Raw genomic sequence first — 26,573 nt, 5'->3', positions numbered from 1 at the left:
CCGAAAGGGATAGACAATGGCAACGGTCACGTTCGAGGGCACCACCCGCTACTACGCGGGCAACCCGGTGCCCGCCGTCGACGGCCTCGACTTGGCTGTCGCCGACGGCGAGTTCCTGGTGCTGGTGGGCCCGTCCGGCTGCGGCAAGTCCACCACGCTGCGCATGCTCGCCGGCCTGGAGGGTGTGGACGACGGCGTCATCCGCATCGGCGACCGTGACGTCACCAACCTGCCGCCCAAGGAGCGGGACATCGCGATGGTGTTCCAGAACTACGCGCTCTACCCGCACATGACGGTTGCCGACAACATCGGGTTCCACCTCAAGATCGCGCGGATGCCCAAGGCGGAACGGGCCTCGCGGGTGCGGGAGGCGGCCGACCTGCTCGACCTGGCGCCGTATCTGGACCGCAAGCCCGCCAAACTGTCCGGCGGCCAACGCCAGCGCGTCGCCATGGGCCGCGCGATCGTGCGGCGGCCGCAGGTGTTCTGTATGGACGAGCCACTGTCCAATTTGGACGCGAAGCTGCGCGTGCAGACCCGCACGCAGATCGCCTCCCTGCAGCGCAGGCTCGGTGTCACCACGATCTACGTGACCCACGACCAGGTCGAGGCGATGACCATGGGCGACCGGGTCGCGGTGCTCAAGGACGGCATCCTGCAGCAGTGCGACACCCCGATCGGGTTGTTCGGCAGGCCCGCCAACCTGTTCGTGGCTGGTTTCATCGGCTCGCCCGCGATGAATCTCATTCCGTCCACAGTGTCCGGTGAGGCCGCAACCGTTGGTGGGCAACCGATTTCGCTCACTCCCGCCCAGCGTGCCTGTTTGACGACGGCGAAGGTTGTCGTCGGTATCCGGCCTGAGGGCTGGACGGTGGTGGGCGCGACCGAGGGCATCGGCGCTACGATCGAGGTGGTCGAAGAGTTGGGCAGCGACCAATACCTGTACTGCTCGGCCGACGTTCCCCAGGTCTCAGTCGACCCCGCCGACGACGCGGAGACCAAGCCGATGACTGTGCGCGCCCCGGGAATGTCGCCCTGGCAACGCGGCGACAAACTCGGTCTGGTGCCACAACCGGGCGCGGTCCACCTCTTCGACCCGGTGACCGGTGACCGCCTCCCGGACTGACCCGGTCAGCCCGGTGGATAGGAAATGATGGCAGGGTCGCCTCTTCCAGACGCCTCTCGGGCGCGCAGTGCTGCCCGACACAGTGGTGGTTCCGATCAGGTGATGACGGTGGCGGGAGGCTCGCCGGTGTGGTCGTGGGGGATTGAACTGAGCGGCGCGGCCTCCTGCCACTCGATCTTCGTCGGCCGCACGCGAGTGTCAAGAAATTCCGCGAGCACCTCGAATACCGTGTCCACTGGCACTTCGGCATGCGGCGGAATCGGGGTGTCGTGCATGCCCGCAAGATGGTAGACCACCCATTCCGTGTTCGTTCCCCGAACTGGTACCAGGCTCGCCGAGTTCGTCACCCAATTCAGCGAACCGACTTGATTGTGAACTCCGACAGAAAGCGAGACCCCGGCCGGATAGAACGGGTCGTCGGGGCCGGCAGAGATTACCCAGACCCATGGCTTGCGCACTCCCTGTGCGTTGACATGTCGAATCGCGGCGACCAGGTCCATGTCTGCCGGGATCTCATCCACGTGCAGAAACGCACTGTCAAGTAGTTCCGACATCAGCGCGGCGCCCGCCCTTCGTATGTTCGGTGAAATGGACTTCCATTGGCATCGGTCCCCATAACGGTCAGCGACCGACCGTGTGGGATGAAGTCAGGCAGGATCGTATTGCCACCTGCTCCGATCAGCTTGCCGAGCACGCCATACACTCGGCGGTATGAGCAGGGACGCCCGGGAGGTCGGGGGCGCGTGGACGAGGTTCCAGAACCATTCGTTTCCGGCCCCGTCTCCCGACCTCGCGCCGTTCGTCGACCGGTACTGGATCGTCTCCTGGGACTACCCGGAGCCCTACAAGCAGTTGGTAGCGCCCAACCCGAGTGTGCACCTCACGTTTCGGGATGGCGCCGCCGAGGTGCACGGCGTGTCCAGTGGGCCGTCGTTCAAACTGTTGGCGGGCACCGGTCGCGTGCTCGGGGTCGCGTTCCGGCCGGGATGCTTCCGACCGTTTCTGCGGTCGGCCGTGTCCACGATCACCGACCGGTCGGTCCCCGCGCACGAAGCGTTCGCTCGGGAGGTGCCCTGGCCTGCGGAGGTGGCCGACATAGAGCGGTTCCTGCGGGCGCACCTACCTGATCCCGACCCGATGGCGGAGTGGGTCGCGGGCGTCGTGGCGCGGATCGGCGCCGAACCGGCCATCGCCAGGGTCGACGGCCTGGCCGACCTGCTCGACACGAGCGTGCGGACGTTGCAGCGGCAGTTCGCCGAGTATGTCGGGATCGGGCCGAAGTGGGTGATCCGCCGCTATCGGCTGCACGAGGCCACCCAGCGGATGGTGCAGGGCGCGGTGATCGACTGGGCCGGGCTGGCGGCCGAACTCGGGTACGCGGACCAGCCGCACTTCATCCGCGACTTCACCGCCATGTTCGGCGAATCACCCACCCGCTACGCCGGGCGCTACTGATCGTGCCTGTCGGATGCGGACCAGGCGGACGGGCACCGGTTCCCGAAACGAGCGTTGTCCGCCCAACCACAAGCCATTGCGTCGGCTGGCCCGGAACGTCGAGTGCGCACACTCCGGTCCGGTTGGCCGAGACGTGGTAGTCCGAATTGGACAGTTCGGTGCCCTGAGCGCCCGACGTGCCGCCGACGCGATGGGCACCCGCCGCGATCAGGAGACCCAGGACTGACAGGGGCTATGGGCGGGTGCGGGAGCGGAACGCGGCAACGTGCATCCGGTTCGCGCACTTCACCGAGCAGAACCGTTTCGCCCGGTTGGTGGACCCGTCCAGGAAGTAGTTTCCGCAGCCCTCCGCCGCGCACCGCCCCCACCGCTCCAATCCGTACCGCACCACCCCTTGTGCCAACCCCCAGGCCGCCGCCGCCGCCACTTCCGTCGCGGGCGGGGCCGACGCCTCCGCCACGTGCACGTGCCACGTTCCGCTGTGGCCGGACAGCCGTGGTCGCGGCGGATGCGCGGCCAGCAGCGCGTTCACTCCCGCCAGCACCCCGTCACCGTCGCCCGCCACGGCGGCGGCAAGAGCGGACCGCAAGTCCGTGGCCACTTGCCGCAAAGCGGAGACGTCTTCGGATGTCGCGCGCGAGGACCACCAGGGTTCGTCGTGCAGGGCGGCCCGCAACGCCGCGACGTCGGCCAGGTCGGCGTTGGCCAGGCGCAGGGCGACGTCCAGGTAATCGGCGTTGTCCAAGTTCGATCCTTACCCTAGTGTCATGGGCATAGCCGCCAAGTGCACCTTACTTGAGGAGGGTCGGATGCGAGAGATATCGAGGCTCGCGCTGCCCGCGCTGCCGGTTCTCGCGGCCGAACCGCTGTACCTGCTGGTCGACACCGCCATCGTCGGCCACCTGGGCGGCACCGAACTCGGCGCGCTCGGCGTCGGCGCCATCGTGCTCGCGCAGCTCTCGACCCAGCTCACCTTCCTCTCCTACGGCACCACCGCCCGCGCCGCGCGGCTGTACGGGGCCGGGCGACGCGACGACGCGGTGGCCGAAGGGGTGCAGGCGACGTGGCTGGCGCTGGCCGTCGGTCTCGTGCTGGTCGGGGTGGGACAGGCGCTGGCGGGCCCGATCACGAGCGCGCTGGCCGGGCCGGGTGCCCTGGCCGACGCGGCCGAAGGGTGGCTGCGGATCGCGCTGCTCGGGGTGCCGATGATCCTGGTGACCCTCGCGGGCAACGGCTGGCTGCGCGGCGTGCAGGACACCGGCCGACCCCTGCGCTACGTGCTCGCGGGCAACGCCGTCTCCGCCGGCCTGTGCCCTGTTCTGGTCTACGGCGCGGGGTGGGGACTGCCGGGCTCCGCCGTCGCCAATGTCGTCGGACAGTTCGTCGCGGGCGCGCTTTTCCTGCGCGCGCTCGCCGGGGTCGCGCTGCGGCCGAGACTCGGCGTGATGCGCGAACAGCTCGTCCTCGGCCGCGATCTCGTGCTGCGCAGCCTGGTCTTCCAGGTGTGCTTCGTCTCCGCGGCGGCCGTGGCGGCGCGCACGTCGGTGGCCGCGGCGGGCGCCCACCAGGTCGTGCTCCAGCTCTGGACCTTCCTCACCCTGATGCTCGACTCGCTGGCCATCGCGGCGCAGTCGATGGTGGGGGCGGCGCTCGGGGCGGGCGACGACCGGCGCGCCCGCGCCCTGGCCCGCACGCTGCGCCGCTACGGCCTCGTCCTCGGGCTGGGGCTCGGCGTCGTGTTCGCCGCGCTCGCCGGGGTGCTGCCCGCCGTGTTCACTGCCGACGCCGCCGTGCTCGCGGAGATCCCGCACGCGTGGTGGTTCTTCGTTGCCCTGCAACCGATCGGCGGCGTGGTGTTCGCGCTCGACGGCGTGCTGCTCGGCGCCGGGGACGCGAAGTTCCTGCGGACGGCGATGGTGCTGTCGGCGATTGTCGGGTTCCTCCCGCTTGTCTGGCTCTCGCTGGTGTTCGGCTGGGGGCTGGCGGGAATCTGGGCGGGCCTCAGCCTGTTCTTGGTGGTACGCCTGGCCACGCTGCTCGTCCGTGTCCGCTCCGATCGCTGGGCCGTGGTCGGCGCGGTCCGTCCACATGCGACTGTGACCGAACGCACGCTTAGCTAGGCTAACGAGTACGGTCTACTGGTGGAGACACCGCGAGAACGGGAGGGGTCCACGTGCCTGCCGCCAAGCGCCGCGCGCTGGTGATCTGGGCAACCGCCGCGGCCGTCTACCTGATCGCGGTCTTCCACCGCACCTCCCTCGGCGTCGCGGGCCTGCAGGCCGCCGAGCGCTTCGCCATCGGCGCCGCCGCGCTCGGCACGTTCACCGTGCTGCAAATAGGCGTCTACGCCGCGATGCAGATCCCCACCGGCCTGCTCGTCGACCGCTTCGGCCCGCGTCGGGTGCTCTCCGCCGCCGCCGTCCTGATGGGACTGGGCCAGCTCCTGTTCGCCGTGGCCACCACCTACCCGCTCGCGCTCGTCGCCCGCGGCGTGCTCGGTTTCGGCGACGCGCTGACCTTCGTCAGCGTGCTGCGCCTCGTCGCCGCGTACTACCCGCAGCGCCGCTACGCCACCCTCGCCGGGGTCACCGCCGCGCTCGGCGCGGTCGGCAACCTTGCCGCCACCCTGCCGCTGACCCTGCTGCTCGACAACGCGGGCTGGACGGCCACCTTCGCCGTCGCGGGCGCGGCCACCGCCGGATACGCGCTGGTCGTGGCGCTGCGCGTGCGCGACACCCCCGACGGCGAGCCCGCGCACCGGTCCGAGGCCGTCGGCGCGCGCGAGGTCTTCGACCAGGTGCGCCAGGCGTGGCGGATCGCGGGCACCCGGCTCGGGTTCTGGGTGCACTTCTCCACCATGTTCGCCCCGGCCGTGCTCGGTCTGCTGTGGGGTTTCCCGTATCTGGTGCAGGCACAGGGGATGTCCGAGGCCGCCGCGGGCTCGGTACTCAGCCTGCTCGTGGTGGTCGGCCTGGTCACGGGTCCGATCATCGGCGAGCTGACCGGCCGCAGGCCCGCGCTGCGGGTGCCGATGGTCGCCGCGTATCTCGGTACGGCGATGGCGCTGTGGGCGGTGCTGCTCGGCTGGCCGGGCGGGGTGGTGCCCGCGCCGCTGGTCGTGGTGGCGTTCAGCGTGCTGTCCGTGGGCGGGCCACTGTCGGCTATCGCGTTCGCGCTGGCCCGCGACTACAACCCGATCCGCCGCGTCGGCACGGCCACCGGGGTGGTCAACGTCGGCGGGTTCAGCGCGATCACGATCACCGCGCTCGGCATCGGCCTGCTGCTCGGCGGCGACGCCGCGGACGCCGACGCGGGCGCGTTCCGGGTCGCCTTCCTCGCCATCGTGGCCATGCTGCTGTTGGGCTCCTGGCGCACGGCCGTCTGGTGGCGCCGCGCCCGCGCCGCGGTGTTCGAGGCCGTCCGCCGCGGCGAGGTCGTGCCGGTGCGGATTCGCCGCCGGGTGTGGGACATCCCGGCGCTGCCCACGGCGGAGGCGCGGCCGGAACCCGCCTCGGCATAGGATTCCCGCTCGTGTCCAGCCCCACCGTGAAAAAAGCACCGGTCCCGCCCGGCCTCGTGGTCGTCGACAAGGCGCCCGGCATGACCTCGCACGACGTCGTCGCCCGCGCGCGACGCATCATGGGCACCCGCAAGGTCGGCCACGCGGGCACGCTCGACCCGATGGCGACCGGCGTGCTCGTGCTCGGCATCGAACGCGCCACCAAGCTGCTCGGCCACCTCGCGCTCGACCGCAAGGTCTACCTGGCCACGATCCGCCTCGGCGCGGCCACCGCGACCGACGACGCCGAGGGCGAGTTCCTCGGCGAGCCCGACCCGGCGGCCCTGGCCGCGGTCACCGACGCCGCGATCGCCGCCGGCATCGCCGTGCTCACCGGGCCGATCGCGCAGGTGCCCAGTTCGGTCAGCGCGGTCAAGATCGACGGAAAGCGGGCCTACGCGCGCGTGCGGGCCGGGGAGGACGTGCGGATTCCCGCGCGCCCGGTCACCGTGTACCGGTTCGACCTGCTCGGCGCCCACCGCGCGGACACCGCGATCGACCTCGACGTGATGGTCGACTGCTCGTCCGGCACGTACGTGCGCGCGCTGGCCCGCGACCTCGGGTCCGCCCTCGGCGTCGGTGGTCACCTCGCCGCGCTGCGGCGTACCCGCGTCGGCCCGTTCGACCTGCGCGTAGCCCGGACGCTGGAGCAGTTGACCGAGGAGCCCGGCCTGTCGCTGGACATGGACGCCGCCGTGGCCGCCGCGTTCCCGCGCCGCGACCTGGACCGCGTGGAGACCATCGCGCTGTCCCATGGCAGGCCGCTGCCCGCCGCCGGGATTTCCGGCACCTACGGGATCTTCGACCCGGCGGGCAAAGCGGTCGCGCTGGGCGTCGACGATGGCGACACGGCGCGGGCCCTGGTCGTGCTGAACGTGTCCTGACCCACCCTGTCCAGGCACTTGGCAACCACTAGGCTTCCAGCCGTGCAGCGTTGGCGCGGGCTTGAGAACCTTCCCGGTGGCTGGGGTCGCTGTGTCGCGACCATCGGTGTGTTCGACGGCGTGCACCTCGGCCACCAGGAGCTGATCACCCGCGCCGTGCGGATCGCGGCGGAGCGCGGGCTGCCCAGTGTGGTGCTCACCTTCGACCCGCATCCGTCCGAAGTGGTCCGTCCCGGCAGCCACCCGGCGCAGCTCACCACATTGCGGCGCAAGGCGGAACTGGTCGAGGGGCTCGGCGTCGACGTGTTCTGCGTGCTGCCGTTCACCCAGGAGCTGTCCAAGGTGCCCGCCGACGAGTTCGTGCACGAGGTGCTGGTCGAGCGGCTGCACGCGGCCGCGGTGGTGGTGGGGGAGAACTTCACCTTCGGCAAGCGCGCCCTGGGCACCGTCGAGCTGCTCACCAAGCTGGGCCACCGGTTCGGGTTCACCACCGAGGACGCCAAGCTGGTCACCGCCGACTCCCTCGGCGAGGTCACCTTCTCCTCCACCTACATCCGCGCGTGCATCGACGCGGGCGACGTGCGGGCCGCGCAGGCCGCGCTCGGGCGGCCGCACCGGCTGGAGGGGATCGTCGTGCGCGGCGACGGCCGCGGCCACGAACTCGGCTTCCCCACGGCGAATCTGTCCACGCCGCGCTTCGCGGCCGTGCCCGCCGACGGTGTCTACGCCTGCCGCTTCACGCTGCTCAACAGCCGGGACCGGCCCGCGCTGACGGCCGCGGTGTCGGTCGGCACCAACCCGACGTTCTCCGGGCGGGAGCGCCGCGTGGAGGCGTTCGTGCTCGACGTCGACGAGGACTTCTACGGTCAGCGGGTGGCCATCGACTTCGTGCAGCGGCTGCGCGCGATGGAGAAGTATCCGTCGAGCGCGGCGCTGGTCGAGCAGATGCACCTCGACGTGGCCGACACCCGCGAACTGCTCGACTGACCCCGGTTCCCGCGTTCGGCCACGGTCACCCCCGCGAGCCTGGCAAGATACCCTCCGAAGTCACCCGCGAGACGGGCGCACCAGGGGAGAGGCGAAGGTGGAGGACCACAAGATCGTCCAGCGCAACATCGCGCTGCAGCGCGAGTGGTACGGCGAACCCCTGGGCGACCGGGTGCGCAGGCTGGTCGTGGCCTTCGACGTGTCGCAGGCCAACCTCGCCGACGTCCTGGGGATCAGCGCGCCGATGCTGAGCCAGGTGATGAGCGGTCGCCGCGCCAAGATCGGCAACCCGGCCGTGCTTGCCCGGCTGATCATGCTCGAACGCAAGGTGCTCACCCCCGACGTCGCCTCCGGCAGGCGCGAGGCACTGCAACGCGCCCTCGATGACGTGCGCACCTCGAAACCGTCCGTGACCAGGGACAACCTGCCCGTCGACGTTGGCCGCAGCGCGATCATGGCATTGCGCAGGCTCGCCTCCGCCGACGATCTCACCGAGGCCGCCGCGACGCTCGACGACCGCTTCCCCGAGATCGCCGACTTGCTCCGCCGGGCGGGTAAACGCACGTGACGCGGCTGTTCTCCGCGCTGCTGCTGCCCGCTCCCGTCGCGGACCATCTTGCCGATTACCTGGCCGCGAGCCCGTCCCCGCAGTCAGTCGGTCTGCGCGCCACACCGCGCGAGCAGTGGCACATCACCGTCGGCTTCTACGGCGAGGACGACCCGGTCGAGCGCACCCGCGTGCTCCGCGACCGGGTGCCGAACGTCCCCGCGCCCCGACTCGCGCTCGCGGGGGCGGGTGCGTTCCCCGGCGTCTGCTGGATGGGTGTGCGCCCGGTCGCCGACGCCGACGCGGAGTCACTGCGCGTGCTCGCCGCCGCCGCGGGCGCCGCGGCCGACTTCACCCCGCACGTGACCGTGGCCCGCGGGTCGACGCGGGCCGACGCGGCCGGCCGCCTCGGGCGTGACCTGGGCGGATATCTCGGCCCGGAGTGGGTGCCGGACGCGCTCGTGCTGTTCCGCAGCGACCTGGGCTCGCACGGTCCGCACTACACCCCGATCGACCGGTTCGGACCGCTCGGCAACGGGTAGCGACCGCCGACCTGCTAACGTTGTCGTTTGGGTCCGGCTGCAGTCCGTGGCGGCCGGTACCGACTCACCCGGATCTGGACATCACCCGTTCGGGCCGCACGGCACAGACCCACGAGGAGAACAGGTGGCGCTGACCACTGACCAGAAGAAGACGATCCTGACCGAGTACGGCGTGCACGACTCGGACACCGGATCGCCCGAGGCCCAGATCGCGCTGCTCACCAAGCGCATCAAGGATCTCACCGAACACCTCAAGATGCACAAGCACGACCACCACTCGCGGCGCGGCCTGCTGTTGCTGGTCGGCCGCCGCAGGCGGTTGCTCAACTACCTGACCAAGGTGGACATCGAGCGCTACCGGTCGCTGATCCAGCGACTCGGCCTGCGCCGATAGCTCGACCCTGGGGGGAGTGGCCGTCGGTCGCTCCCCCCAGATTCATATATCCAAAGAGGAAAGACGACAGGGCAAGCGCGCCGCGCAGACACGGGACCAGTTCGCCGGTCCTCGGTAGTGGTTTTCGGGTTCAGCCGACCGGCACAGAGGGTGCCGCGTGGCCCCGGGGACTTCGATCGAAGACCGGCCTCGTCTGAACCGCGACCCGTGCTCGGGTTGCGCGCTTGCCCTAAGACGAGGAGTACGGAATACATGACAGACAACGCTGTGCACGAGTCGACAGCCGTCATCGATAACGGCAAGTACGGCAAGCGCACCATCCGCTTCGAGACCGGCAGGCTCGCCCGCCAGGCCGCCGGAAGTGTCGTGGCCTACCTCGACGAGGAGACCATGCTGCTCTCGGCGACGACGGCGTCGAAGCACCCCAAGGAGCACTTCGACTTCTTCCCGCTGACGGTGGACGTCGAGGAGCGCATGTACGCCGTGGGTCGCATCCCCGGCGCGTTCTTCCGGCGTGAGGGCAGGCCCTCCACCGACGCGATCCTGACCTGCAGGTTGATCGACCGGCCGCTGCGCCCGTCCTTTGTGGACGGTCTGCGCAACGAGATCCAGGTCGTCATCACCGTGCAGAGCCTCAACCCGCAGGACCTCTACGACGTGGTGGCCATCAACGCCGCCTCCGCGTCCACCCAGCTCGCCGGGCTGCCCTTCTCGGGCCCCATCGGCGCGGTGCGGGTGGCGCTGGTCGAGGGCCAGTGGATCGCCTTCCCGACCTACGAGCAGCTCAAGACCGCCGTGTTCGACATGGTCGTCGCCGGCCGTGTCGTCGGTGCAGACGTCGCGATCATGATGGTCGAGGCCGAGGCCACCGACAACGTGATCGACCTGATCGCGGCCGGTGCCCAGGCGCCGACCGAGGAGGTCGTCGCGTCCGGGCTGGAGGCGGCCAAGCCGTTCATCAAGACTCTTTGCGACGCGCAGGCCGAGTTGGCGGGTAACGCCGCCAAGGCGACCCGCGAGTTCCCGACCTTCCCGGCCTACCAGCCGGACGCCCTGGCGGCCGTCACCGCGGCCGTGTCCGACGAGCTGGCCAAGGCGCTGACCATCGGCGACAAGCAGGCCCGCGAGTCGCGCCTGGACGAGGTCAAGGCGCAGTGCCTGGAGAAGGTCGGCGCGAGCGCGGGCGGTGCCTTCGATGGCCGCGAGAAGGAGATCGGCGCGGCGTTCCGCTCGCTGAACAAGAAGCTGGTCCGCCAGCGCATCCTGCGCGACAAGGTCCGCATCGACGGCCGCGGCCTGACCGACATCCGCGGCCTGTCCGCCGAGGTCGCGCTCATCCCGCGGGCGCACGGCTCGGCGCTGTTCGAGCGCGGCGAGACCCAGATCCTGGGTGTCACCACGCTGAACATGCTGCGCATGGAGCAGCAGATCGACTCGCTGTCCCCGGAGTCGCACAAGCGCTACCTGCACCACTACAACTTCCCGCCGTTCTCCACCGGCGAGACCGGCCGCGTGGGCTCGCCCAAGCGGCGCGAGATCGGCCACGGCGCGCTCGCCGAGCGCGCCCTGATGCCGGTGCTCCCCAAGCGCGACGAGTTCCCGTACGCGATCCGCCAGGTCTCCGAGGCGCTCAGCTCCAACGGCTCCACCTCGATGGGCTCGGTCTGCGCGTCCACGATGTCGCTGCTCAACGCCGGTGTGCCGCTCAAGGCGCCGGTGTCGGGTATCGCGATGGGCCTGGTGTCCGACGTGGTCGACGGCGAGACGCGCTACGTCGCGCTGACCGACATCCTCGGCGCCGAGGACGCGTTCGGCGACATGGACTTCAAGGTCGCGGGCACCTCCGAGTTCGTCACCGCGCTGCAGCTCGACACCAAGCTCGACGGCATCCCGTCCGACGTGCTGGCCCAGGCGCTCGACCAGGCGCGCGACGCCCGGTACACCATCCTGGAGGTCATGGCCGAGGCCATCGACGGCCCGGACGAGATGAGCCAGTACTCGCCGCGGGTCACCAGCGTGAAGATCCCGGTCGACAAGATCGGCGAGGTCATCGGCCCGAAGGGCAAGATGATCAACTCGATCACCGAGCAGACCGGTGCCGACATCTCCATCGAGGACGACGGCACGATCTACGTCGGTGCCGCGGACGGCCCGTCCGCCGAGGCCGCGATCGACATGATCAACGCCATCGCCAACCCGCAGATGCCCAAGGTGGGCGAGCGCTTCCTGGGCACGGTGGTCAAGACCGCCGCGTTCGGCGCGTTCGTCTCGCTGCTGCCGGGCAAGGACGGCCTGGTGCACATCTCCAAGCTGGGCAACGGAAAGCGCATCAACAAGGTCGAGGACGTGGTCTCGGTCGGCGACAAGCTCCGGGTGGAGATCGCCGACATCGACCAGCGCGGCAAGATCAGCCTGGTGCTGGTCAGCGAGGACGCCGAGGCGGCCGCGCCCGCCGACGCCGAGGTGGCTCCCGCCCTGTGACAGCACGGTCCACGGCGGCCGCGGGTGGTTCTGCCACCCGCGGCCGCGGCCCGTCGCACGTCCAGGGCCACTTGCAGAAGCCCGGCACCACCGTGGTGCTGGAGCGCTCCGACGACGCCGAGGTTCGGCGCACCCTGCTGCCCGGCGGCCTGCGGGTGATCACCGAGCGGATCCCCGGCGTGCGGTCCGCGTCGGTCGGCATCTGGGTGGCGGTCGGCTCGCGCGACGAACCGGACTCGGTGGCGGGCGCCGCGCACTACCTGGAACACCTGCTGTTCAAGGGAACCGCGAAGCGCACCGCCGCGCAGATCGCCGAGGAGATCGACGCCGTCGGCGGCGAGCTGAACGCGTTCACCGCCAAGGAGCACACCTGCTACTACGCGCACGTCCTCGACGAGGACCTGCCGCTGGCGATGGACCTGGTGTCCGATGTGGTCTTCGACGCGTCGTGTACCGAGGCCGACGTGGAGACCGAGCGCGGCGTGGTGCTCGAAGAGATCGCCATGCGCGACGACGACCCGGAAGACCTGCTGCACGACGCGTTCTGCGGCGCGCTGATGGCCGACCACCCGCTCGGCCGCCCCGTGCTGGGCTCCGAGCAGTCGATCACCGCGATGACCCGCACCGCGCTCAACGGGTTCTACCGGCGCCGCTACACGATGCCGAAGATGGTGCTCGCGGTCGCGGGCAACGTCACCCACCGCGACGTGCTTTCCCTGGCACGCAAAGCTTTGCGCGGCAGGCTGACCGGCGACCGGGCTCCCGTCGCGCCGCGCACCGGCCGCGCCAGGATCGGCACCGCGCCGCGCCTGGTGCTGCACACCGACGACACCGAGCAGGCGCACATGATGCTCGGCGTGCGCGCACTCGACCGGCACGACGAACGCCGCTTCACCCTGAGCGTGCTCAACGCCGCGCTCGGCGGCGGCATGAGTTCGCGACTGTTCCAAGAGGTCCGCGAGCGCCGTGGGCTGGCGTACCAGGTGTATTCGTCGGTGGCGTCCTATGCGGACACCGGCCACCTGTCCGTCTACACCGGATGCCAGCCCGACCGGCTCGGCGAGGTGGCGGGCGTGGTCCGCGACGTGCTGCGCGACGTGGCCCGCGACGGCTTCACCGACGCCGAAGTGGCGCGCGGCAAGGGCCAGTTGCGCGGCGGGCTCGTGCTCGGCCTGGAGGACACCAGCTCGCGGATGTCGCGCATCGGCAAGGGCGAGCTGTCCTTCGGCGACTACCTCACCGTCGAGCAGACGCTGGAGCGCATCGCGGCGGTCACGGCGGAAGACGTCGCCGCGCTCGCGCGCAACCTGCTGTCGCGGCCACTCGCGGCGGCCGTGGTCGGCCCCTACGCTCATGCCGACGACGTTCCGGTCCAACTGCACGAGGTGAGTGAGTGACCAGGTCTGTGCCTTCCGCTCAGTCCGCGAGGACGGAAGACAACCCGATCCGCGTCGGCGTCCTCGGCGCGCGGGGCCGGATGGGCGCCGAGGTCTGCAAGGCGGTGGAGGCGGCGGGCGACATGGAGGTCGTCGCCATGGTCGACACCGGCGACTGGATGTTCGACATCGCCGACGCCGGGGCCGAGGTCGTGGTCGACTTCACCCACCCCGACGTGGTGATGGAGAACCTGCGCTTCTGCGTCGACCAGGACATCCACGCCGTCGTCGGCACCAGCGGCTTCGACGAGACCAAGATCGCCACGGTCACCCAGTGGCTGGAGCCGAAGCCGGAGCTGGGGGTGCTCATCGCGCCCAACTTCGCCCTCGGCGCGGTGCTGTCCATGCGGTTCGCGCAGCTCGCGGCCAAGTACTACGACACCGTCGAGATCATCGAGCTGCACCACAACCGCAAGGCCGACGCCCCCTCCGGCACCGCCGCGCACACCGCGCGCCTCGTCGCCCAGGCCCGCAAGGCCGCCGGGCGCGGCGAGATCCCGGACGCCACCACGTCCGAAGTGGACGGTGCGCGCGGCGCCCTGGTGGACGACGTCCGGGTGCACTCGGTGCGGCTGTCCGGCCTGGTCGCCCACCAGGAAGTGATCTTCGGCGGCGACGGCGAGACGCTCACCATCCGGCACGACTCGCTGGACCGGGCGTCGTTCATGCCCGGCGTCCTGCACGGCATCCGGGCGATCCTGGGCCGCCCCGGGCTCACCGTCGGCCTGGAAAACCTCCTCGACCTGTAGGACCGCGATGTCCGCCCGGACCGTCTCGATCATCCTGACCGCCGTCCTGATTGTGTACTTCGTGCTGCTCGGCGGCCGGGCCGTCGCCCTGTTCCGCGACGGCTCCCCGCTGGCGGTCGCGTTCGGCGTCGGCGTGCTGCTGCTGCCGGTGGTGGGCGCGTGGGTGGTCTGGGCGACGCTGCGGTTCGGGCTGCGCACCGAGGTGCTGGCCCGCCGCCTCGACGCCGAGGGCGGCCTCCCCGACACCAGCGCCCTGCCCCGGCTGCCCTCCGGCCGCGTCGACCGCGCCGCCGCCGACGCCTGGTTCGAGGACCGCCGCGCCGAGGTCGAGGCCGCCCCCGACGACTGGCGCGGCTGGTACCGCCTCGCCCACGCCTACGACCTCGCGGGCGACCGCACCCGCGCCCGCGCGGCCATGCGCAAGGCCCTCGATCTGGCCTCCGGATAGTCGCCGTTCCCATCACGTTTCTGGTAATGGCCTCACCCGAATCGACCCTAGGTGACGTCCGTCACCGGGTAGTACCGTGGCGCGCGTCAGATCGCAACAAGATCCCTGCTTATTGCGGAAATGTTTCACAACGCGAGGGAGTGGCATCCATGAGCGAGGTCTTGGCGCCCACGTCCTGTGAGGCGTCCTGGTTCTGCTGCGGTACCGCCTGGGGCCCCTGCGGCTCCACCGGTCGCGGCGCCTGTGGCACCTGTAACTCCGGCAGCAGGCAGTGCGCGTGGCCGAACACGTCCGACGCCTGCTTCAGCATCACCCGACCCGACAAGTGCGGCAACACCCTGATCCGGCGCACCTGCGGACACACGTTCTACGTCAAGAACCTCTGTGGCACCACGGAAATCTCGGTGCGCATCGCCGACTGCGGCCCGCAGACCGACCTGTGGTGCGGCGAACGCTCGTGCTGCGGCGGAAAGTGCGCCACCAACCGGCTCATCGACTTCACCCCGGCCGCGTACAGCGCGATCGGCAACCTGTCCACCGGCATCATGCCCGTCACGGTTCGGAGTTGACCATGGCCACGGATTCGTTGGGGCGCAGGCGTTTCCTCACCTCGGCCGTGCTCGGCACGGCGGGCACCGTGCTCGGTGCGACGGCGATGGGCGCGCTCACGCCCGAGATCGCCATGGCCGACGACAAGCCGATCGGCGCGGGCGAACCCGACCCGAACTTCGCCGAGGGTCGGATCACCGGAATCGACGGCGCGTTGTTACTCGTCACCGGTTCCGACCGGACCCTGCACCGCATCCACCTCACCAGCGGCACCAGTGTGTGGAAGCTGCGTCCGACCACTCTGGACCAGGCGAAGGTCGGCGACGGCCTCTACGCTCGGGGTGTGCTGCTGCCCGACGGGACGCTGGCCGCCGACGCGGTGTGGCTCAACATCGTCAACCTGCAGACCCACATCTCGGCCATCGGCCGCGACGTGCTGCACCTCGACCACAACGGCAGCAAGATCGTCGGCCACGTTGTCGCGGGCACCACGGCGGCGGTCTACAACGGCACCCCGGCCGTCAGCGACTTGTCGATGCTCCAGGTCGGGCGGCACGTCCAGGTGATCGGCGCGTGGCGGCCGGACACCAACGAGGTCGACATCGCCACGGTCTACGCGGCGGCCTGAGGGGAGACGCGCATGGGAGCGGTCCAAGCGGTCACGGTCGCCCTCGTCCTGCTGTGGGCGTCCGGGTTCAAGCTGCTCGCCCGATCCGCGCCGACCACTGCCCGCCGCTCGGCGCTGCGGCAGTTGGTGGGCGAGGGCCGGGTCGTGTCGGCGTACCGGGCGGTCGGGGTGGCGGAGGCGGCGGTCGCGCTGGCGTTGCTCGTCCCGGCCACCAGGATCGCGGGCGCGGTCGGCGCGGTGGGGCTGAGCGTGGGCATGCTCGGCTACCTCGCGTACGCCCGCAAGGCGGCCCCGGAGTCGTCCTGCGGCTGTCTGAGCGACAAGGTCACCCCGGTCAACGGCAGGCATTTCGCCCGCGCCGGGGTCCTGCTCGCGGCGAGCCTCGGGGCAGTGCTGCCGGGAGCGTTCACGCTGGTGTCGGCGCTGGTGGTGGTCGTGGAGTTGGCGGTGGTCGCGATGCTGTCGCCGGAGTTGGACGACTACTGGCTCATGCCGCTGCGGCGGTTCCGGGTCCGGCTGAGCCACCCGCTGGCGAGGCGCAGTTCGTTCGAGGTCCCGCTCGACTCGACCGTCACCCAGCTCACCCGCAGCGACGCCTACCGCTCGGTGCAGGGCATGGTCCGCTCGGACCTGCTCGACAGTTGGGACGAGGGCGAGTGGCGCATCCTGACCTACGCGGCCCGGCGCGACACCGGCCCGGTGACGGTCGTCTTCGCCGTCCCCCTGCTCCGCTACGACCCCGACGACGTGCGCGTTGTGCTGGTCGAGGACGAATCGGAGGTTGTCGAAGAGGACTCGGCGCTGGTCTGAGCGCAAGAGGGCCTACGGAACCCGGTCAGTGCTCCGAGCCGGAGCACTGCCCGCTTCCCGTCGCGCGCGACGACAGGTACGGCCGCACTGCCGTGCCCGATCCTGGGGCCGGCTAGGGTGCACTGGGTGAACGCATTCACATCGCCGCAGCCCGCCGACACCCTTCCGGTCGACCTGTACGTCGCCGGTTTGGCTCGTAAGCGGATGGCCGCCGGGGTCCTGTTCCGCGACCGGACAGATCGTGTGCTCTTGGTGGAGCCGTCGTACAAGCCCAATTGGGAGATCCCCGGCGGGGCCGTGGAGGCCGACGAGTCGCCGTGGCGGACCGCGACCCGGGAGTTGGTCGAAGAACTGGGCCTGGACCGGCCGCTGGGCAGGCTGCTGGTGGTCGACTACGTCCGGCCGCAGGACAGCAGGCCGGAGGGCGTTGTGTTCGTGTTCGACGGCGGCGTTCTGGACGCGACCGACCTGGTCGGTTTGGCGTTCGCCGAGGACGAGATCCGCTCGGCCTCCTTCCACCCGATCGAGCGGGTGCGGACGATGACCAAGCCCCTGCTGGCCGATCGACTCGCGGTCGCGGTCGAGGCGGCCCGCGAGGGCGTGACCGTGCTGTGCGAGCACGGTGTTCGCGTGGCCTGACCTTCAGTCCGCCGCGTCGACCTTGGCGTTGTGGATGGCCGGTGTGTTGTCGCGTGGGGCCGGTACGGCGACTGGCATGCCGGCGTGATGTCGCCCCGCGCTGCGGTAGAGGCTGTCGTGGATGCCATCGGCGAACAGCAGCCCGGCCAGGTCGCGGCGGGTCTTGGCGATCGGTGAGTCCGCGCGGAACCCGGCGGCGCCGACCAGCAACGCGAGTTCCGCGGCGGTGTGGTCCGCGACGTCGACGCCGTGCGCTTTCGTTGCCGCGGCCCACATGTTGGCGTGCTGGTCGCCCTGCTCGGCAAGGTGTTCGGCAACGGCGCACCCGAGTAGCGCGGTGGCGAGTTGAGCGTGGGCGCGGCCGATGGTGATCAGGGCGTTGTCGCGGATCCGGTCGACGTCGCGGGCGGCAAGAGTAGTGGTGACGATGTCGAACACCGCGGCCGCGCCACCAAGGGCGGTAGCGGTCACCCAGGGTCGGTAGGTGGCGAAGTGCTCGCGCAGCAGCGCCATCCCGTCGCCGCACAGGATTTCGTCGGGGCGCACCCTCACCTGGTCGAGGTCGAGCGCGCCCCAGCTCCATCCGGCCAGCCCCGAGGGCGCGACCGGGGTGCGGCGCAGACCCGAGGTGGCGGCATCCACCACGGCCGCCGCGAGGCGTCCATGCCAATCGCGAAAGAAAACGACGAACGCCGCGGCCTCGGTGAGTCTGCTGATCCAGCACTTGCGGCCGCTGAGCAGCAGCCCACCGTCTCTGGCGGGCACTGCGTAGGTGCGGGTCTCGGTGACGCGGGTGCCGCCGTGCGGCTCGGTGATCGCGATCCCGGCCAGTTCCCCGGCCAGGAGCCGGGGCAGCCAGCGGCCTCGGGCTGTCGGGGTGGCGTGGCGGGCAACGAGCCTGCCATGGCCGAGGCCGGTGGCGTCGCGCAGGTCGACATCGCGGTATCCGCACACGAACTGCGCCAGCAACTGCCACAGTGGTGGCTCGTCGCCGAACCCGCCGTCGGCGACCAAGACCCGCCGCACCTGTCGTAGCCGGTGGCTGCGTTCGGGACCCGGCGGCAGATCGGAGCCGACCGGGTAGGTAGTGAGGACGTCGTCGAGCTCGGCGGCCAAGCGGCGCAGCCGCTGCCAGTTCACCGTCGCGTTGGGGTCCAAAACCTGGCGTAGCGGGTGCAGCCACAGGCCGATAGCCGCACTGCTCACGTGGTCACCTGGCCGTGGACGCGGGCAGGGTGCCCGTAGGCGAGTGCCCCGGCCGGGATGTCGCGGGTGATCAGCGACCCGGCGCCGACCGTGGCGGCTGCGCCGACCGTGATCCCGCCGAGCACTACGCATCCGGTGCCGACCTTGGCGCCTGCCTCGAAGCGCGGAGGGACGAGCACCGGGTTGCGATCCGGGTCGCGCCAGGTCAGCGTCTTGTCGTTGATGGTGCGCACCCCGGAGCCCAGGAACACCCGGTCGGCGATGACAGTGGAGCTGGTGATGTGTGAGCCGGGCGAGCAACGCACCTCCTTTCCGATGCGGACAGCGCGCTCGACGGTCAGGTGGTGGCCTATCTGGCTGCTCGCGCCGATGCTGACCGCGCTGCGCAGCACTGTGTGGTGCCCGACCAGTACCCCGGCGCCGAGGATGACCCCGGCATAGACGACAACTCCGGTGCGCAGCACCGCGCCGTCGCCGATCGCCGTGTCGGCACCCGCGCCCGGGTAGGTGCGGCCGACGGCGTAGCCGAGTTCAGGCTTGCCCAGAACCACATGGGCCTCGACCCGCGCGTGCCCGCCAACGGTCGTACCGCCGTGGACCACGGCGAAAGCCTCGATCACCGCGCCCGCGCGGATGGTGATCGGGCGAAGCGCCCCCTGCTCGTCGGCGGGTACGAACACCGCGCGCGGGCTGATCCTGGCGTCCCCGTCGGTGTGCAGCAAACCGGCGGCCCACAGTTCGGCTACCGTGAACTCTGTAGACATTTGAACCCCTCCTACGGGCAGCCGGGCCGTGCTGCCGCTGCGCCGCCGTTAACGGTCGCGGACCGGGATGTGTTGCCACCACAGGGTTTGCGTCCTTCGTCAGCAGGTTTGCGGAGTACGCAAACGGGTTCGCACCGAACGTGTTCACCCGGTTACGCTGGTAGACCCACGCTCTTGAGCAAGGGACACGGCGATGGACGACGTCACGGATCCGATCTGGCGTAGCGGTCCTGTTCGTGCCGCGCTGGATTCCGGTGACCCGGGTGCCGTCGTGCGCAGTGTCCGGGAGGCCCACCACCTCACCTTGGCCGAGTTGGGCGCCCGCTGCGGCTACTCGTCCTCCACCGTGTCCCGTCTGGAGACCGGGCGGCAGCCGCTGCGCGATGTGAAGGTGCTGCGCAGCCTCGCCGATGCCCTCGGCATCCCAGCTCACCTGCTCGGCTTGGCCGACACGAGCGTGCGGATCGTGCCGATCCGGTCACCCGCCGCTAGGGTCGGGTCCATCCCGCGGCCGGATGAGGAGACCGACCCGATGCGCCGACGCACACTGCTGGCCGGACTCGGCGGACTGGCCGGGTCCACGCTCCTCGGCGTGCCCGCCGCTGCGGTTGCCGATCCGCTCGCCGCGTTGGAGGCGACGCTGCTCGCCCCGCCTGCGGAGATCCCCGCGTCGGCGACTGCGGCGGGCCTCGACCGCGAGGTCGCGGCCGCGCGCGCCGTGTTCCAGCACGGCCGCTACGCCGAGGTCGCCGCGGCGCTCCCCCGGCTGCTGCCCATCGCGATCGCTGCCCACACTCACCACCCGGGCGGGCGGCATGCCGCGAACCTGGCCGAGCTCTACACACTCAGCACTGAGCTACTTGTCAAAGTCGGCCATGACCACCTCGCCTGGACCACCGCCGACCGGGCCTTGCAGGCCGCCTACGCCAGCGGCGACATCCTCGCCGCCGCGATCGCGCGGCGCGCCTGGGGTAGAGTGCTGCGCCGCGCTGGTCGCGCCGAGACAGCCAACCGGCTCGTGATCGACACCGCCGCCGACCTGCAACACGACCTTGGCCGTGGTCCTGAGTTCCTGTCGGTGTACGGGTCGCTGCTCTCTACCGCCGCCTATACCGCCGCCACCAGCGGCGACCGCGACGCCGCACACACCATCATCGGTGAGGCCGCCGACGCCGCTCGCCGCGTCGGTGCGGACGCCAACCACCGGGCAACGGCGTTCGGCCCTACCGGCGTCGATCTCTACCGGGTCAGCATCGCCCGCGCTCTGGGCGATCCCGGAATCGCCATCGCCATCGCCGCCCGGATCAACCCGGCCGCGATCCCCACTGTCGAACGCCGCGGCCAGTACTGGACCGACGTCGCTCGCGCATACCACCAGTGGGGCAAACCCGAGCGCTGCTACCGGGCGCTGTTGGCCGCCGAGCAGGCCACGCCCGACGAGGTTCGTCACCGCGGCCACATCCAACAGGTCACTGGCACCTTGCTGAGCCACCCGAGTACCGCCGGACTGCCTGGCCTTCGCGCGTTCGCCTGCCGTGTCGGCATCGCCGCCTGAGCGTGTCGACAAGATGCGATACCGCGCGCGGGCGAAGAGGACTCGGCGGTGGTCTGCGGGCAGGATGGGGGTATGTGTCGCAGCATCAAGACCCTCCGCCCCCCGTTCACCGAGGACCCGGGCGACGACGACGTGCGCGCCGCCGCCCTGCAGTACGTGCGCAAGGTCTCCGGGTTCCGCGCTCCCGCGCCGCACAACGCCGAGGCGTTCGAGGCGGCGGTGGACGCGGTCGCGGCGGCCACGGCGGACCTGCTCGATCGACTGGTGGTTCGCGGCCGGTAGCCCTTTGCGCCCGGTGCAACGGGACGCGGTCAGTGGTCCGATCCGGTGGACTGGTCGCGTTCTGGCGTGTTGTGGCAGGTCAGTGCCGCTACCGTGCCCATATGAGTGAAATGAGGGGCACGGCGCGTCGCCGTGAACTGGGGGATGAGCTGCGGCGCGTGCGCGAGTCGGCGGACTTCACCCAGTCTGACCTGGCCCACCAGCTCGGCTGGTCGTCGGCGAAGCTGTGCCGGATCGAGAGCGGGAAGCTCGGGTGCAGTGAGGTGGACGCGGCGATCCTGCTGTCCTACCTGCGGGTTACTGGCCCGTACCTGCACCACGTCCTGTCGCTCTGCGGCGCCACCCCCGACGGGTCGTGGCTGCAACAGCACGGCGGCCTCCCGGACCAACTCCGCACACTCGTGCTGCACGAGACCAAAGCGACGGGCATCCTTGCCCTCGAACTCAATCAAGTCGATGGGCTGCTGCAAACCGAGGAGTACGCCCGAGCGCTGATCAGGGGGACCGGACTCGTGCCCGAGGCCGGTGTCGAGGTTCGTGTGCGGGCCAGGATGGATCGGCAGGCAATCCTGTGCCGTCGCAATCCGCCGGACTGCACCTTCTACATCCACGAGCAGGCCCTGCGCCTGCCGGTGGGCACCAACCAGGTGATGCACGAACAGATGCTGCGGCTGGTCCTGCTCAGCGCGCGTTCCTACTGTGCGGTCCGGGTGATCCCCACGGCGGTGGGCCCCCACGCTGGGCTCGGTGGGCCGTTTCGGGTCATGCAGTATCCCGACGAGCATCCGGTGATCAGCCTGGAGACTCACAATCGCAGCCTGTTCCTGGAGAGCCAGGTCGACATCGCCACCTACTGGCTGATCCTGGGCAGACTCGCCGAGGTCGCGCTGAATAGGGAAGAATCACGGTCGTTGCTCGCACAGCTCGCGAGCGACTACGACCGAGCGGAATCGAGCAGTCATGGTTCAGGTGACAACCTGGCGTAAGAGCAGCTTCAGTGGCACCAACGGCGCGTGCGTCGAGGTCCAGTGGCGCAAGAGTTCCTTCAGCGGCGACAACGGCAACTGTGTCGAGGTGGGGTGGCGCAAGAGTTCGTTCAGCGGTGTCAACGGCGCATGTGTCGAGGTGATGTTCGCCGACCGGGTGGCGGTGCGGGACTCCAAGCGGCCCGACGCGGGCATGATCGACTTCACCCCGGCCGCGTGGACCGCGTTCCTACAGGAACCAGCCGGCGAACAGCGCGGGTGACGCCGCCAGCAGGCTGAACCGGATGAACCGGCCCACCAGCCCGGCCCCGATGAACGTCGACAATCGCATCCGCACCAGCCCGGCCAGCAGCACCGTCGCCATGTAGGGCGGCAGGCCGAGCACCGAGCTGACACTGTAGGTGCCGAACATCCAGTGCGGGTGCCGCTCGCACTTCTCCTTCACCGTCTCCACCCACGCCCGGAACCGCTTCGTCCGCAACTCCCACCGCACCCGGCGGGCCGTGAGCGGGCGCGGCGCGCGGTGCAGGAACGCGGGCAGGTGAATCGAGCCGCGCGCGGCGAAGTAGTACACCAGCTTCCCCGCCACCTGCGCGACCGCCACCACGGCGCCGAGGACCAGCCAGTGGATGTGCGGCTCCTGGGCGATCAGCCCCAGCACGAACAACTCCACGCTGACCAGCGGCACGAGCGCGGAGGAGAACGCGACCCCGAAAGCCAGGAACAGCCAAGCCAGCACTCGGGGGACTCCCTCGATCGGGGTACGGCCGTCAACGGTACCCGAGATCGGTAGCCGCCAGACCAACAACCAGTCCTAAGAAGGGACGGCCAACCCACCCATCGGTTCCCGAGCCCGGTGACCCGGTCCGAGCCCAGACCCGGTCAACTCGGCAACGACCATCTCCGGCAGCCGCGAGCCGTTCAGCCACCCGCCCAGTTAGGTACAACCCCGCCGCCCTGGGTAGCCACCTACCTGCGGTTAGTAGATCAGTATGGACAGTGGCCGATCTAGCAGTCCCGGAAATCGGCTGGTTCGTCAACCAATACCACAGGGAGTACGGAATGTCGGGATATTTGGAGCAAGCAGCAGGAGCGCTCAATGCCGCCAGTCAACAGATTCCCGTGGAACACGTTCTAGCGGCCGACAATGCGCCGTCGGCGGTTGTTTCGGCTACGCAGCAGGTGGGTGGTCAGGCGGGCGAGCGTTTCGGCCAGGAATGCCTGGCCATCCAATCGGAACTGCAAGGCATCGCGGGCCGCCTTGACGCACTACGCCAGCAGATGCACACAGCCGCTCAACAGATCGCGGTTGGCGGCGGAGGTCTTTGAAGGTCACCACCTGGCGACGGCACACGGTCACCAGCCGAACAACCAGGCGGATCGAGTCGTGCGCAGGCAGTTGTGGGCAACCGGCACGGCGATCACTACCCGGACGATGCGCTGCCCTATGCCGATGGTCTGCCGCCACGTGTTCGAACTGGACAAAGGAGATCGCCTCCCATGAGCGGGATTGCTGAGATCGACGGGCGCTCATACGGCGAGATATCCGCAACGACCGCCGACACCTGGGCTCATGAGGTAGCGGAGCGGGCCAAACTGCTTGGGATGAAAGAATCGGTGGCGAAGTGGCTCTATAATCACGTCGAAATGAAGGCCGTTGTGATGATGATTCAATCAGGCGCGACGTACGGTCGAGTGATTATCAATCACGCGCCGTGCGGCTCCGAACCAGGCGCCCGAGGCGGCTGCCACCGGTATCTGCCATACTTTCTCCCGAGAGGCAGTAGCCTCACCGTTCTGGGAACGGACGCCAACGGGCAACCGTTTCGGCGCGAATATGAAGGAAAGGCGGACAAGTGAGCCGTAAGGTATTGGACGCAGGCTTTCTTCACATCGACGATATTCCGAGCGATGTGGACTTGGTTGCGGAACTTCAAGCGATACATACCGAAGGTGTCGAAATCCCGTGGATCTGGAACCTTGCCATCGGGCCAGATGACCCCACCTCAGAAGAACAGTCCGCGCTGAGTTTCGGAATAAACAATGCAACCGGCGCACTGCAATGGAGCGAAGGGGATAACGTATTCGTACCCGCCGCAGGCACGAATCCTGAATGGGCGATCTACTACATCGCAGGAATGCATGACGCACCTGTACCACCACATGCGGAAGTCCACCCCGACACGGTCTTTGCCGCACTTGCCGAGTTCCTGCAAACCCGGGCCCGGCCTACCTGTGTGGACTGGACTGACGCCGAGTCCTTCACCGCGCTGGCCCAACCCGACGCCATCCACCCCACGGGGGCACGACAACACCCAATCGCCCATGAGGACTCCTGACACGCGTGATGGTAGCGAGTGAGCGCGGTGTCGGTCAGGTCAAGTCCAGGGACCCGGTCACCCGGATCTCGCGGAGCGGACGCCCGCCGGCGTCCAGGGTGCGCACGACGCCGTCCGGCACCCAACCCGCGCGCCGGAAGAACCCCACTGACGCGCGGTTCTCCTCCGGCACCCAACTGATCCCGCGCGTCGCACCACCCGCTTGCAGCGCCTTCGCGGCGGTCGCCAGCAACCGGCCACCGTGCCCACGCCTGCCCCAGCGCGGCTCGACAAGCACGGTGCCGACCAGCGCGACCGTCGCCGCGTCCTTCGCGGGCACGTCGTTCGCCGCCGCCGACTCGGATTCCGGGGCGGCCCCGGCGGTGCAGAACCCCACCACCCACGGCCCCTCCGTCGCCACGAACACCGACGCCCGCCCCAGGTCGATCGCCTGTCGCCACTGCTCCGCCGCCGTCGCCACGTCCAGCCCGACCAGCACATCCGGCGGCAGGACCTCGGCGAACCCGGACTGCCAGGTGATCACCTGAATCCGCGCGATCTCGTCGACGTCGGCCACCCCAGCGGCGCGCACCGCAGCATCAGCCACGCCGCGCAACCTATCCCGGCCGACGCCCCGCGCCGCACCCCGCCTACCGGAACGACTCCCAGCCGGCGTCGGCCTTCAGGGTCGCCTTGAGCACCTTGCCCGCAGCGCTGCGGGGCAGCGGCCCGGGGTGCCTGCGCATGTACTCGGGAATCTTGAAATCGGCCAGGCGGTCACCGAGCAACGACCGGACCTTGCCCGCGTCGACCGGCACGGCGGGGTCGAGCACCAGGACCGCGCCGACCTTCTCGCCCATCATCTCGTCGGGCACCCCGACGACGGCGGCGTCCAACACGCCGGGGACGGCCGCGAGCGCGTTCTCCACCTCGACGCAGTAGACGTTCTCGCCGCCCCGGTTGATCACGTCCTTGAGCCGGTCCAACAGGTACAGCTTGCCGTCGTCGATCCGCGCGATGTCTCCGGTGCGCAGCCAGCCGTCCTGAAAGGTCGCCGCCGTGGCGTCGGGCAGATTCCAGTACCCCGCCGCGATGTTGGGTCCGCGCACCAGCAGCTCACCCGCGCCCTGATCGACCTTGTCGAGCGCGAGATCCACCACGGGCAGCGCCATCCCGACCGACCCCGCGTGGCTCGTGGCGAACTCGCCGGGCAGCGAGCTGACGCCTGCGGTGGCCTCGGTCAGGCCGTAGCCGTTGCACAGTTCGGCTTGCGGAAACGCGTCCCGGATGCGCCCGATCAGCGTCGGCGAGGCGGGTGCCGCGCCGTAGCCGACCCAGCGCACCGACTCCCGGCCGTGATCGCGCCAGGTCCCGTCGGCCAGCAGATAGTGGTAGATCGCGGGCGCGGTGGCCAGGTGGGTGATGCCGTGCCGGGGCACGGCGGACAGCATCGCGGGCCGGTCCAGCGGCGACCGGCACACCAGCAGCCCACCCACGGCGAGCACCGAGAGCAACTGGCTGTTGCACGCCATGACATGGCAGAACGGCGCTGTCGCGATCGTGCGCACCCCGTCGTCGCGCGTCATGCCGGTCACCCGGTGCGAGGATTCCACATTGGACAGCAGGTTCTCGTGGGTGAGGACGGTTCCCTTGGGGGTGCCGGTGGTTCCGCTGGTGTAGAAGATCGCGGCGGGCTCGTCGGGTCGGATGTCTTCCAGCGCGAGGTGTCCGTCGCTGTCGATCACGTCGGTGAGCACGCGCACCGCCCCGGAGTCGGTCACGATGTGCGCGACCTCAGGATCGGTGAGGCGAGGGTTGATCGGGACCGCGACCGCGCCGCAGGCGAGCACGCCCAGGAACAACACCACCCAGTCGATGCCGTCCGGCAGTCGCAACGCGACCCGGTCCCCGCGCCGAACGCCCGCCGCGTGGAGACCCGCCGCCGCTGCCGTGGCGCGGTCCCACAGGTGCCCGTAGGTGATGGCGCGGTCGTCCTGGTCGATCAGCGCCGTCTCGGTCCGCGCGCCCGCCACCGCCGCGTCGAGTTCGGCGACGATCGAGTCGCGCAGTCCCCGGTAGCGGGCCACGCCGTCTCGGCCGCGCTCGATGTCGTGGGTGGGGAAGTGCGGGGACGCGCTGCCCTCGATCGCCGGGTCCACAGCGGACTCCCTTCGCTCGGTGACCTTCAGGTTAGCCACGGCGACGGTGCGTGCCCGCCGGGCATTGGA

At 70.1% G+C, this 26,573-nt stretch carries 31 protein-coding genes; 24 read left to right on the top strand and 7 right to left on the bottom strand.

Annotation, left to right across the window (positions count from 1 at the left end; all coding sequences use genetic code 11):
- The first annotated feature begins 16 nt into the window (after window positions 1-16).
- Complete coding sequence (locus tag ACT4N7_RS21635) at window positions 17-1,126, top strand: ABC transporter ATP-binding protein (protein ID WP_444830626.1); 1,110 nt, start codon at window positions 17-19, stop codon at window positions 1,124-1,126.
- 95 nt (window positions 1,127-1,221) lie between these two features.
- Here the strand turns inward: ACT4N7_RS21635 and ACT4N7_RS21630 are convergent, their stop codons facing one another.
- On the bottom strand, window positions 1,222-1,647 hold the full coding sequence (locus ACT4N7_RS21630) for an Imm1 family immunity protein (RefSeq protein WP_444830625.1): 426 nt from the start codon (window positions 1,645-1,647) through the stop codon (window positions 1,222-1,224).
- Window positions 1,648-1,837: 190 nt separating this feature from the next.
- Between ACT4N7_RS21630 and ACT4N7_RS21625 the strand changes: the two genes are divergently transcribed.
- Complete coding sequence (locus ACT4N7_RS21625) at window positions 1,838-2,581, top strand: AraC family transcriptional regulator (protein WP_444830624.1); 744 nt, start codon at window positions 1,838-1,840, stop codon at window positions 2,579-2,581.
- 232 nt (window positions 2,582-2,813) lie between these two features.
- Here ACT4N7_RS21625 and ACT4N7_RS21620 read toward each other — a convergent pair whose 3' ends face one another.
- A complete protein-coding gene (locus ACT4N7_RS21620) occupies window positions 2,814-3,326 on the bottom strand; it encodes a CGNR zinc finger domain-containing protein (RefSeq protein WP_444830623.1) in 513 nt (170 codons plus the stop codon).
- Window positions 3,327-3,390: 64 nt separating this feature from the next.
- Between ACT4N7_RS21620 and ACT4N7_RS21615 the strand changes: the two genes are divergently transcribed.
- From ACT4N7_RS21615 to ACT4N7_RS21545, 15 genes are all read left to right on the top strand, one after another.
- A complete protein-coding gene (locus ACT4N7_RS21615; protein ID WP_444830622.1) occupies window positions 3,391-4,701 on the top strand; it encodes an MATE family efflux transporter in 1,311 nt (436 codons plus the stop codon).
- A gap of 53 nt (window positions 4,702-4,754) precedes the next feature.
- Window positions 4,755-6,101 (top strand): MFS transporter, encoded by a 1,347-nt coding sequence (locus ACT4N7_RS21610; RefSeq protein WP_444830621.1) that lies wholly within the window; start codon window positions 4,755-4,757, stop codon window positions 6,099-6,101.
- Window positions 6,102-6,112: 11 nt separating this feature from the next.
- A complete protein-coding gene (truB, locus tag ACT4N7_RS21605) occupies window positions 6,113-7,024 on the top strand; it encodes a tRNA pseudouridine(55) synthase TruB (protein WP_444830620.1) in 912 nt (303 codons plus the stop codon).
- Window positions 7,025-7,066: 42 nt separating this feature from the next.
- Window positions 7,067-8,011 (top strand): bifunctional riboflavin kinase/FAD synthetase, encoded by a 945-nt coding sequence (locus ACT4N7_RS21600; RefSeq protein ID WP_444830619.1) that lies wholly within the window; start codon window positions 7,067-7,069, stop codon window positions 8,009-8,011.
- Between the two features lie 97 nt (window positions 8,012-8,108).
- A complete protein-coding gene (locus ACT4N7_RS21595) occupies window positions 8,109-8,579 on the top strand; it encodes an XRE family transcriptional regulator (protein ID WP_444830618.1) in 471 nt (156 codons plus the stop codon).
- Window positions 8,576-9,100, top strand: coding sequence for an RNA 2',3'-cyclic phosphodiesterase (gene thpR, locus ACT4N7_RS21590; RefSeq protein ID WP_444830617.1), 525 nt, complete (start codon window positions 8,576-8,578; stop codon window positions 9,098-9,100). Before ACT4N7_RS21595 ends, thpR begins: the two co-directional genes overlap by 4 nt.
- 124 nt (window positions 9,101-9,224) lie before the next feature.
- On the top strand, window positions 9,225-9,494 hold the full coding sequence (gene rpsO, locus ACT4N7_RS21585; RefSeq protein WP_444830616.1) for a 30S ribosomal protein S15: 270 nt from the start codon (window positions 9,225-9,227) through the stop codon (window positions 9,492-9,494).
- A gap of 252 nt (window positions 9,495-9,746) precedes the next feature.
- Window positions 9,747-11,975, top strand: coding sequence for a polyribonucleotide nucleotidyltransferase (locus tag ACT4N7_RS21580; protein WP_444830615.1), 2,229 nt, complete (start codon window positions 9,747-9,749; stop codon window positions 11,973-11,975).
- A gap of 71 nt (window positions 11,976-12,046) precedes the next feature.
- Complete coding sequence (locus ACT4N7_RS21575) at window positions 12,047-13,372, top strand: M16 family metallopeptidase (RefSeq protein WP_444830643.1); 1,326 nt, start codon at window positions 12,047-12,049, stop codon at window positions 13,370-13,372.
- Window positions 13,369-14,160, top strand: a complete 792-nt coding sequence (gene dapB / locus ACT4N7_RS21570) for a 4-hydroxy-tetrahydrodipicolinate reductase (RefSeq protein ID WP_444830614.1) — start codon at window positions 13,369-13,371, stop codon at window positions 14,158-14,160. The genes ACT4N7_RS21575 and dapB overlap by 4 nt, the downstream gene beginning before the upstream one ends.
- 7 nt (window positions 14,161-14,167) lie before the next feature.
- On the top strand, window positions 14,168-14,608 hold the full coding sequence (locus tag ACT4N7_RS21565; RefSeq protein WP_444830613.1) for a hypothetical protein: 441 nt from the start codon (window positions 14,168-14,170) through the stop codon (window positions 14,606-14,608).
- A gap of 149 nt (window positions 14,609-14,757) precedes the next feature.
- Entirely contained in the window at window positions 14,758-15,177 is a 420-nt protein-coding gene (locus tag ACT4N7_RS21560) for a hypothetical protein (RefSeq protein ID WP_444830612.1), read from the top strand.
- 2 nt (window positions 15,178-15,179) lie between these two features.
- Window positions 15,180-15,785: a cell wall protein gene (locus ACT4N7_RS21555; protein WP_444830611.1), complete on the top strand. Its 606-nt coding sequence runs from the start codon at window positions 15,180-15,182 to the stop codon at window positions 15,783-15,785.
- A gap of 12 nt (window positions 15,786-15,797) precedes the next feature.
- Window positions 15,798-16,595, top strand: a complete 798-nt coding sequence (locus ACT4N7_RS21550) for a MauE/DoxX family redox-associated membrane protein (RefSeq protein WP_444830610.1) — start codon at window positions 15,798-15,800, stop codon at window positions 16,593-16,595.
- A gap of 126 nt (window positions 16,596-16,721) precedes the next feature.
- Complete coding sequence (locus ACT4N7_RS21545; RefSeq protein ID WP_444830609.1) at window positions 16,722-17,234, top strand: NUDIX domain-containing protein; 513 nt, start codon at window positions 16,722-16,724, stop codon at window positions 17,232-17,234.
- A 3-nt stretch (window positions 17,235-17,237) separates the two neighbouring features.
- On the opposite strand, the gene ACT4N7_RS21540 is transcribed toward ACT4N7_RS21545, so the two are convergent.
- Window positions 17,238-18,440, bottom strand: a complete 1,203-nt coding sequence (locus ACT4N7_RS21540) for an acyl-CoA dehydrogenase family protein (protein ID WP_444830608.1) — start codon at window positions 18,438-18,440, stop codon at window positions 17,238-17,240.
- Window positions 18,437-19,204: a hypothetical protein gene (locus tag ACT4N7_RS21535; protein WP_444830607.1), complete on the bottom strand. Its 768-nt coding sequence runs from the start codon at window positions 19,202-19,204 to the stop codon at window positions 18,437-18,439. The genes ACT4N7_RS21540 and ACT4N7_RS21535 overlap by 4 nt, the downstream gene beginning before the upstream one ends.
- A gap of 193 nt (window positions 19,205-19,397) precedes the next feature.
- Here ACT4N7_RS21535 and ACT4N7_RS21530 point away from each other — a divergent pair, with 193 nt between their 5' ends.
- The 4 genes from ACT4N7_RS21530 to ACT4N7_RS21515 all read left to right on the top strand — a co-directional run bounded on the left by ACT4N7_RS21530 (window position 19,398) and on the right by ACT4N7_RS21515 (window position 22,289).
- The gene (locus ACT4N7_RS21530; protein WP_444830606.1) at window positions 19,398-20,759 is read left to right on the top strand and encodes a helix-turn-helix domain-containing protein; all 1,362 of its coding nucleotides are present in this window, start codon (window positions 19,398-19,400) and stop codon (window positions 20,757-20,759) included.
- A 72-nt stretch (window positions 20,760-20,831) separates the two neighbouring features.
- Window positions 20,832-21,041: a DUF2277 domain-containing protein gene (locus ACT4N7_RS21525; protein ID WP_444830605.1), complete on the top strand. Its 210-nt coding sequence runs from the start codon at window positions 20,832-20,834 to the stop codon at window positions 21,039-21,041.
- 101 nt (window positions 21,042-21,142) lie between these two features.
- Window positions 21,143-22,027 (top strand): helix-turn-helix domain-containing protein, encoded by an 885-nt coding sequence (locus tag ACT4N7_RS21520; RefSeq protein ID WP_444830604.1) that lies wholly within the window; start codon window positions 21,143-21,145, stop codon window positions 22,025-22,027.
- On the top strand, window positions 22,002-22,289 hold the full coding sequence (locus tag ACT4N7_RS21515) for a DUF397 domain-containing protein (protein WP_444830603.1): 288 nt from the start codon (window positions 22,002-22,004) through the stop codon (window positions 22,287-22,289). Before ACT4N7_RS21520 ends, ACT4N7_RS21515 begins: the two co-directional genes overlap by 26 nt.
- On the opposite strand, the gene ACT4N7_RS21510 is transcribed toward ACT4N7_RS21515, so the two are convergent.
- Window positions 22,257-22,766, bottom strand: a complete 510-nt coding sequence (locus tag ACT4N7_RS21510; RefSeq protein ID WP_444830602.1) for a hypothetical protein — start codon at window positions 22,764-22,766, stop codon at window positions 22,257-22,259. The genes ACT4N7_RS21515 and ACT4N7_RS21510 overlap by 33 nt on opposite strands.
- 260 nt (window positions 22,767-23,026) lie before the next feature.
- Here ACT4N7_RS21510 and ACT4N7_RS21505 point away from each other — a divergent pair, with 260 nt between their 5' ends.
- From ACT4N7_RS21505 to ACT4N7_RS21495, 3 genes are all read left to right on the top strand, one after another.
- Window positions 23,027-23,356 carry a hypothetical protein gene (locus ACT4N7_RS21505; protein ID WP_444830601.1) on the top strand — a complete coding sequence of 110 codons (330 nt, stop codon included), beginning with the start codon at window positions 23,027-23,029 and terminating at the stop codon, window positions 23,354-23,356.
- Between the two features lie 171 nt (window positions 23,357-23,527).
- Window positions 23,528-23,887: a DddA-like double-stranded DNA deaminase toxin gene (locus tag ACT4N7_RS21500; protein WP_444830600.1), complete on the top strand. Its 360-nt coding sequence runs from the start codon at window positions 23,528-23,530 to the stop codon at window positions 23,885-23,887.
- Window positions 23,884-24,366: an Imm1 family immunity protein gene (locus tag ACT4N7_RS21495; RefSeq protein WP_444830599.1), complete on the top strand. Its 483-nt coding sequence runs from the start codon at window positions 23,884-23,886 to the stop codon at window positions 24,364-24,366. Before ACT4N7_RS21500 ends, ACT4N7_RS21495 begins: the two co-directional genes overlap by 4 nt.
- 34 nt (window positions 24,367-24,400) lie before the next feature.
- On the opposite strand, the gene ACT4N7_RS21490 is transcribed toward ACT4N7_RS21495, so the two are convergent.
- A complete protein-coding gene (locus tag ACT4N7_RS21490; protein WP_444830598.1) occupies window positions 24,401-24,952 on the bottom strand; it encodes a GNAT family N-acetyltransferase in 552 nt (183 codons plus the stop codon).
- A 43-nt stretch (window positions 24,953-24,995) separates the two neighbouring features.
- Complete coding sequence (locus ACT4N7_RS21485) at window positions 24,996-26,543, bottom strand: class I adenylate-forming enzyme family protein (protein WP_444830597.1); 1,548 nt, start codon at window positions 26,541-26,543, stop codon at window positions 24,996-24,998.
- Window positions 26,544-26,573: the final 30 nt, after the last annotated feature.

The organism is Actinokineospora sp., assembly GCF_052390155.1.
GTDB lineage: Bacteria > Actinomycetota > Actinomycetes > Mycobacteriales > Pseudonocardiaceae > Actinokineospora.
Note: the sequence above shows the minus strand (reverse complement) of the source record. Positions and strands in the feature narration are given on the sequence as shown.